The following is a 6371-nucleotide window of genomic DNA, read 5'->3' on the forward strand; positions in this document are numbered from 1 at the left end:
ACCTCGCCGCCGACATTGGCGTCGCGGGCGTCGTGATCGGCCATGATCCCCTTCGGGGTCGACAGCACCGAGATGCCGAGGCCGTTGTTGACGCGCGGCAGGTTCTTCACCGAGGCGTAGACCCGACGGCCCGGGCGCGACACGCGCTCGATCTCGCGGATCACCGGCTCGCCGTCGAAATACTTCAGCTCGATCTCGAGCTCGCTGCGTCCCGACGGATGTTCGACGCTCGCGTAGCCACGGATGTAGCCCTCGCTCTTGAGCACTTCGAGAACGTTGGCGCGCATCTTCGAGCCCGGGGTCGAAACCTTGGACTTGGACCGCATCTGCGCGTTGCGGATGCGGGTGATGAGATCGCTGATCGGATCGTGCGTAGACATCTGACGACCCTCCCCTTACCAGCTCGACTTGACCAGGCCCGGAACCAGGCCCTTCGAACCCAGCTCGCGGATGGCGATACGGCTCAGCTTGTTGAGACGATAGACCGAGCGCGGGCGACCGGTGAATTCGCAACGGTTGCGAATCCGGGTCGCCGACGAATTGCGCGGCATCTCGGCGAGCTTCAGGGTCGCCGCGAAACGCTCCTCCATCGGGAGGTTCTTGTCGGCAATGATGGCCTTCAGACGGGCGCGCTTCGGCGCCGCGTTCTTGCTCATCTTCTGCCGACGATTGTTCTTCTCGATCGAACTCTTCTTTGCCATGCCAGGCTCCTGGGTTTCCGCGTTTGAGAGGCTTGTCAGCGTCTCACTGCCGGAACGGGAAATTGAATGCGTTGAGCAGCGCGCGCGCCTCGTCGTTGGTGCGCGCGGTCGTGCAAACGGTGATGTCCATGCCCCACGACTCGCCGGTCTTGTCGAAGTCGATTTCGGGGAAAATGATGTGCTCCTTGATGCCGAGCGAGTAGTTGCCACGGCCGTCGAAGCTCTTCGGGTTCAGGCCGCGGAAGTCGCGGACGCGCGGCAGCGCGACCGTGATCAGGCGGTCGATGAACTCGTACATCTTGGCGCCACGCAGAGTGACCTTGCAGCCGATCGGCTGGTTCTCACGCAGCTTGAAGGTCGAAATCGCGACGCGCGAATAGGTCACGACCGGCTTCTGGCCGGCGATCAGCGCCATGTCGGCGGCCGCCTGCTCGGCCTTCTTGCGATCGTTCACCGCCTCGCCGACGCCCATGTTCAGCACGACCTTGTCGAGCTTCGGAACCTGCATGGCGTTGGCGTAACCGAACTTCTCGGTCAGCGCGGCGCGGATGCTCTTGTCGTACTCCGTGCGCAGGCGCGGAATGTATGCCGTCTCAGCCATCGATCTCTGCTCCCGAGCTCTTGGCGATGCGAACCTTCTTGCCGTCCGCCAGGACCTTGAAACCGACTCGGGTCGGTTTGCCGTCCTTGCCGACGATCGCGATATTGGACAGGTGGATCGGCGCCTCTTTCGAGATGATGCCGCCTTCCTGGGTCTGGGTCTGCTTCTGGTGACGCTTGACGATGTTGATGCCGCGCACCAGCGCCACATCGGCGTCCGGACGAACTTCAAACACCTCGCCGGTGCGGCCCTTGTCGCGGCCGCTCAGCACGATCACCTTGTCGCCCTTACGAATCTTGGCGGCCATCACAGCACCTCCGGCGCCAGCGAAATGATTTTCATGTGGTTCTTCGCGCGCAGCTCGCGCGGCACCGGCCCGAAAATACGGGTGCCGACCGGCTCGGACTGATTGTTGATCAGCACGGCGGCGTTGCGGTCGAAGCGGATGACGGAGCCGTCGGGGCGGCGGATGTCCTTGCGGACACGGACCACCACGGCCTTCATGACGTCGCCCTTCTTCACCTTGCCGCGCGGAATCGCTTCCTTGATCGACACTACGATAACGTCGCCCACGGTGGCATAGCGGCGCTTGGAGCCCCCCAGCACCTTGATGCACATGACACGGCGTGCGCCGGAATTATCGGCCACGTCGAGGTTGGTCTGCATCTGGATCATTGATGCACCTCGTCCTCTCTCTAATGCGCGATTGCGCTCTCAACTGATGCGCGAATGCGCTTAGGCGGTCTTCTTCGGTTCGCCCCGGACCACGGTCCAGCGCTTGAGCTTGGAGATCGGCTTGCTCTCCTCGATCCACACCATGTCGCCCGGATGGAACTGGTTGTTCTCGTCGTGGGCGTGGTAGTTCTTCGAGCGCCGGATCGTCTTCTTGTAGATCGGGTGGGTGAAGCGACGGTCGACGCGCACCACGATCGTCTTCTCTTGCTTGTCGCTGACGACCACGCCCTGCAGGGTCCTCTTCGGCATGTCTAAAGGTCCTTACTTCGTCTTGCCGGCGCGCTTCTGCGCGGCGATGGTCTTGATACGGGCGATGTCGCGACGGGCCTCGCGCAGCCGCGAGGTGTTCTCGAGCTGGCCCGTGGCGCGCTGGAAGCGCAGGTTGAAGCGCTCCTTCTTCAGATTCAGGATGGCGTCATCCATCTGATCTTCGCTCATCGCACGGACGTCGGCGGTCTTCATCTCGGCCATGTCGATTACTCCGCGATACGCGCGACGAAGCGCGTCTTGATCGGCAGCTTGGCGGCGGCGAGCGTCAGCGCTTCCTTGGCGAGCTGCTGATTGACGCCGTCGATCTCGAACATCACCCGGCCCGGCTTGACCCGCGCCACCCACAATTCCGGAGAACCCTTGCCGGAGCCCATGCGGACTTCGGCCGGCTTCTTCGACACCGGAACGTCCGGGAAGATGCGGATCCAGACGCGGCCGGCGCGCTTCATGTGACGGGTCAGCGCACGACGGGCGGCTTCGATCTGACGCGCGGTGACGCGCTCAGGCTCCATCGCCTTCAGGCCGAACTGGCCGAACGCCAGGGTCGCGCCGGACGACGCAACGCCGTGGATGCGGCCCTTGTGCGCCTTGCGGAACTTGGTCTTCTTTGGTTGCATCATGGCTTACGCCCTCAAACCTTTATCAGCAGCCGTTCAGGCAGCGTCGCGGCGGGGCCGCGAGTTGTCGCCTTCAGCCATCCGCTTGTCCTGCGCCATCGGATCGTGCTCGAGGATCTCGCCCTTGAAGATCCACACCTTCACGCCGCACGTGCCGAACGTGGTGAACGCCGTCGCGACGCCGTAGTCGATGTCGGCGCGCAGCGTGTGCAGCGGCACGCGACCTTCGCGATACCACTCCATACGGGCGATTTCGGCACCGCCGAGACGGCCCGAGCAGTTGATGCGGATGCCCTCGGCGCCGAGACGCATCGCCGACTGCACCGCGCGCTTCATCGCGCGGCGGAACGCAACGCGGCGCTCGAGCTGCTGCGCGATCGACTCGGCGACCAGCGTGGCGTCGAGCTCCGGCTTTCGGATTTCGACGATGTTGATCACGACGTCCGACGAGGTGATGTCGGCGACCTTCTTGCGAAGCTTGTCGATGTCGGCGCCCTTCTTGCCGATCACCACACCCGGACGCGCCGAGTGGATCGTCACGCGGCACTTCTTGTGCGGACGCTCGATCACGATGCGCGCGACGGCAGCCTGCTTCAATTCCTTGTGCAGGATCTCGCGGATCTTGACGTCCTCGTGCAGCAGCTTGCCGTACTCGTTCTTGCCGGCGAACCAACGGGAATCCCACGTCCGGTTGATGCCCAGCCGCAGCCCGATCGGATTGATCTTTTGACCCATCGAAAGTCTCCCGCGCCTTCGCTTAAGCGCTTGCTTCTGCTTCAACCTGACGAACGACGATCGTCAGCTGCGCGAAGGGTTTGAAAATACGGCCCGAGCGACCACGGCCGCGCGGCGAGAAACGCTTCATCACGATGCCCTTGCCGACATGGGCTTCCGACACAACGAGCGCGTCGACGTCCAGATCGTGATTGTTCTCGGCATTGGCGATAGCCGATTCCAGGCACTTCTTCACGTCGACCGCGATCCGCTTGCGCGAGAAAGCGAGGTCGGCGAGCGCCGCCGAGGCGCTGCGGCCGCGGATCAGCTGAGCCACCAGGTTGAGCTTCTGCGGAGAAACGCGAAGCATCCGGGCGACGGCCTTCGCCTCGTTATCCGGGAGGCTCCGTTCGCGCTTGGGTTTGCTCATGGCTTCGTCCTCAACCCTTCTTCGACTTCTTGTCGCCGGAGTGGCCGTGGAACGTGCGGGTCGGCGAGAACTCGCCGAACTTGTGACCCACCATTTCCTCGTTGACCGACACCGGGACGTGCTTCTGGCCGTTGTAGACGCCGAAGGTCAGCCCGACGAACTGCGGCAGGATGGTGGAGCGGCGGCTCCAGATCTTGATGACGTCGTGACGGCCCGACGCGCGCGCCGCATCCGCCTTCTTCAGCAGCGAGCCCTCGACGAACGGGCCCTTCCAGACTGAGCGAACCATGTCCGGCTTCCTTACTTCTTCTTCCGCTTGTGGCGGCTGATGAGAATGAACTTGTCGGTCGACTTGTTCGAGCGGGTCTTCTTGCCCTTGGTCGGCTTGCCCCACGGAGTCACCGGGTGACGGCCGCCCGAGGTGCGTCCTTCACCACCGCCGTGCGGATGGTCGATCGGGTTCATCACGACGCCGCGGTTGTGCGGACGGCGGCCGAGCCAGCGCTTGCGGCCCGCCTTGCCGATCGAGATGTTCATGTGGTCCGGGTTGGATACCGCGCCGATGGTGCCGGTGCAGCGGCCGTGGACCAAACGCTGTTCGCCCGAGTTCAGACGGACGATGACGTAGTCGTGGTCACGACCGACGACCTGCGCATACGTGCCGGCCGAACGGGCGATCTGGCCGCCCTTCCCGATCTTCAGCTCGATGTTGTGCACGATCGTGCCCACCGGCATGTTACCGAGCGGCATGACGTTGCCCGGCTTCACGTCGACATAGGCGCCGGCGATCACCGTGTCGCCGACCGCGAGGCGCTGCGGAGCCAGGATGTAGGCCTGCTCGCCGTCCTCGTACTTGATCAGAGCGATGAACGCGGTGCGGTTCGGATCGTATTCCAGGCGTTCGACCTTGGCCGGAACATCGACCTTGGTGCGCTTGAAATCGACCATGCGATAGGTCTGCTTGTGACCACCGCCGCGGAACCGCACGGTGATCCGGCCGGTGTTGTTACGACCGCCCGCCTGGTTCTTGCCCTCGGTCAGCGACTTGACCGGCTTGCCCTTGTAGAGGGCCGAACGATCGACCATGACCAGCTGGCGCTGGCCCGGCGTCGTGGGGTTAAACTTCTTCAATGCCATGGTCGGTCCCGCCTTACAGTCCGGTGGTCACGTCGATGCGATGACCCTCTTCCAGGGTCACGACCGCACGCTTGGTGTCCGACTGCGTGCCGAAGGTGCCGCGGAAGGACTTCGACTTGCCCTTGCGCACCAGCGTGTTCACGCTCTTCACCTTGACGTCGAACAGCTTCTCGACGGCTTCCTTGATCTGCGGCTTGGTGGCGCCGCCCAGAACCTTGAACACGACCTTGTTGAACTCGGAGGCCGTGGTCGCCTTTTCGGTCACCACCGGAGCGACGATGACGTCGTAGTGGCGCGGATCGATATTTTTCATTTGAAGCGCGCCTCCAACGCATCCAGCGCAGCCTTGGTCAGCACCAGCTTCTGGCGGCGCACAATGTCATAGACGTTGATGCCCTGGATCGGCAGCACGTCGATGTTCGGAATGTTGCGGGCCGCCGTGGCGAAACCGGTGTTCACCTCGGCGCCGTCGATGATCAGCGCGCTGGTCAGGCCGAGACCCGTGAACGCACCGACCAGAGCCTTGGTCTTGGCGGCTTCCAGCTCGGCCTTGTCGAGCACGATCAGACCGCCGCCCTTGGCCTTGGCCGACAGAGCGTGCTTCAGCGCCAGGGCGCGAACCTTCTTCGGCAGGTCGATGGCGTGCGAGCGCACCACCGGGCCGAACGCACGACCGCCGCCGCGGAACTGCGGCACGCGCTGCGAACCGTGACGAGCACCGCCGGTGCCCTTCTGCTTGTACATCTTCTTGCCGGTGCGCCAGATCTCGGCGCGCCCCTTGGCCTTGTGAGTCCCGGCCTGGCGCTTGGCGAGCTGCCAGATCACGCAGCGCTGGACGATGTCCTGGCGCGGCTCGAGACCGAAGATGGTGTCGGACAGCTGGACCGAGCCGGCTTCCTTACCTTCGAGAGTGGTGACCTTCAATTCCATCTCACACACCCTCCTGCTCGGCAGCCGGAGCCGCAGCTTCGTCGCCGCCATTCGCGAGCCGGAACTTACCCGGCGTCGGCGCGTCGGCCGGCAGCGCCTTCTTCCCGGCGTCGCGCACCGAGATCCAGCCGCCCTTGGTGCCAGGAACGGCGCCTTCGACGAGGATCAGGCCGCGCTCAACGTCGGTCTGCACCACACGCAAGTTCAGCGTGGTGATGCGATCGACGCCCATGTGG

At 63.9% G+C, this 6371-nt stretch carries 14 protein-coding genes and 1 pseudogene; all 15 read right to left on the reverse strand.

All coding sequences use genetic code 11. The annotated features are described in order from the left end of the window. Positions 1–380, reverse strand: a 380-nt coding sequence (gene rpsH / locus ACOJTD_RS26310) for a 30S ribosomal protein S8 (protein WP_420135794.1), incomplete at its 3' end; no start/stop codon positions are given. Between the two features lie 15 nt (positions 381–395). Further along, entirely contained in the window at positions 396–701 is a 306-nt protein-coding gene (gene rpsN, locus ACOJTD_RS26315; protein WP_420135795.1) for a 30S ribosomal protein S14, read from the reverse strand. A 43-nt stretch (positions 702–744) separates the two neighbouring features. Continuing rightward, complete coding sequence (gene rplE / locus ACOJTD_RS26320; RefSeq protein ID WP_420135796.1) at positions 745–1302, reverse strand: 50S ribosomal protein L5; 558 nt, start codon at positions 1300–1302, stop codon at positions 745–747. After that, a complete protein-coding gene (rplX, locus tag ACOJTD_RS26325; protein WP_420135797.1) occupies positions 1295–1609 on the reverse strand; it encodes a 50S ribosomal protein L24 in 315 nt (104 codons plus the stop codon). Before rplX ends, rplE begins: the two co-directional genes overlap by 8 nt. Continuing rightward, positions 1609–1977 carry a 50S ribosomal protein L14 gene (gene rplN / locus ACOJTD_RS26330; RefSeq protein ID WP_011441195.1) on the reverse strand — a complete coding sequence of 123 codons (369 nt, stop codon included), beginning with the start codon at positions 1975–1977 and terminating at the stop codon, positions 1609–1611. Before rplN ends, rplX begins: the two co-directional genes overlap by 1 nt. A 60-nt stretch (positions 1978–2037) precedes the next feature. After that, positions 2038–2286, reverse strand: coding sequence for a 30S ribosomal protein S17 (rpsQ, locus tag ACOJTD_RS26335; protein ID WP_054162712.1), 249 nt, complete (start codon positions 2284–2286; stop codon positions 2038–2040). Positions 2287–2298: 12 nt separating this feature from the next. Next, the gene (gene rpmC / locus ACOJTD_RS26340; RefSeq protein WP_420135798.1) at positions 2299–2508 is read right to left on the reverse strand and encodes a 50S ribosomal protein L29; all 210 of its coding nucleotides are present in this window, start codon (positions 2506–2508) and stop codon (positions 2299–2301) included. A 5-nt stretch (positions 2509–2513) separates the two neighbouring features. Next, positions 2514–2927 (reverse strand): 50S ribosomal protein L16, encoded by a 414-nt coding sequence (gene rplP, locus ACOJTD_RS26345; RefSeq protein ID WP_054162714.1) that lies wholly within the window; start codon positions 2925–2927, stop codon positions 2514–2516. A gap of 33 nt (positions 2928–2960) precedes the next feature. Further along, positions 2961–3659 carry a 30S ribosomal protein S3 gene (gene rpsC / locus ACOJTD_RS26350; RefSeq protein WP_119857378.1) on the reverse strand — a complete coding sequence of 233 codons (699 nt, stop codon included), beginning with the start codon at positions 3657–3659 and terminating at the stop codon, positions 2961–2963. A 22-nt stretch (positions 3660–3681) separates the two neighbouring features. Beyond that, positions 3682–4068 carry a 50S ribosomal protein L22 gene (rplV, locus tag ACOJTD_RS26355; RefSeq protein WP_054162716.1) on the reverse strand — a complete coding sequence of 129 codons (387 nt, stop codon included), beginning with the start codon at positions 4066–4068 and terminating at the stop codon, positions 3682–3684. Positions 4069–4078: 10 nt separating this feature from the next. Beyond that, complete coding sequence (rpsS, locus tag ACOJTD_RS26360; RefSeq protein ID WP_119857379.1) at positions 4079–4357, reverse strand: 30S ribosomal protein S19; 279 nt, start codon at positions 4355–4357, stop codon at positions 4079–4081. Positions 4358–4368: 11 nt separating this feature from the next. After that, a complete protein-coding gene (gene rplB, locus ACOJTD_RS26365; protein WP_420135799.1) occupies positions 4369–5205 on the reverse strand; it encodes a 50S ribosomal protein L2 in 837 nt (278 codons plus the stop codon). Between the two features lie 13 nt (positions 5206–5218). Then, positions 5219–5518: a 50S ribosomal protein L23 gene (locus ACOJTD_RS26370; RefSeq protein ID WP_119857381.1), complete on the reverse strand. Its 300-nt coding sequence runs from the start codon at positions 5516–5518 to the stop codon at positions 5219–5221. Then, the gene (gene rplD / locus ACOJTD_RS26375; RefSeq protein WP_119857382.1) at positions 5515–6135 is read right to left on the reverse strand and encodes a 50S ribosomal protein L4; all 621 of its coding nucleotides are present in this window, start codon (positions 6133–6135) and stop codon (positions 5515–5517) included. The genes ACOJTD_RS26370 and rplD overlap by 4 nt, the downstream gene beginning before the upstream one ends. A 1-nt stretch (position 6136) precedes the next feature. Beyond that, a pseudogene (locus ACOJTD_RS26380) lies at positions 6137–6371 on the reverse strand (50S ribosomal protein L3); the annotation flags it as partial.

The sequence above is a fragment of the Rhodopseudomonas sp. genome (assembly GCF_048594845.1).
In the GTDB taxonomy this organism is placed as follows: Bacteria; Pseudomonadota; Alphaproteobacteria; order Rhizobiales; family Xanthobacteraceae; genus Rhodopseudomonas.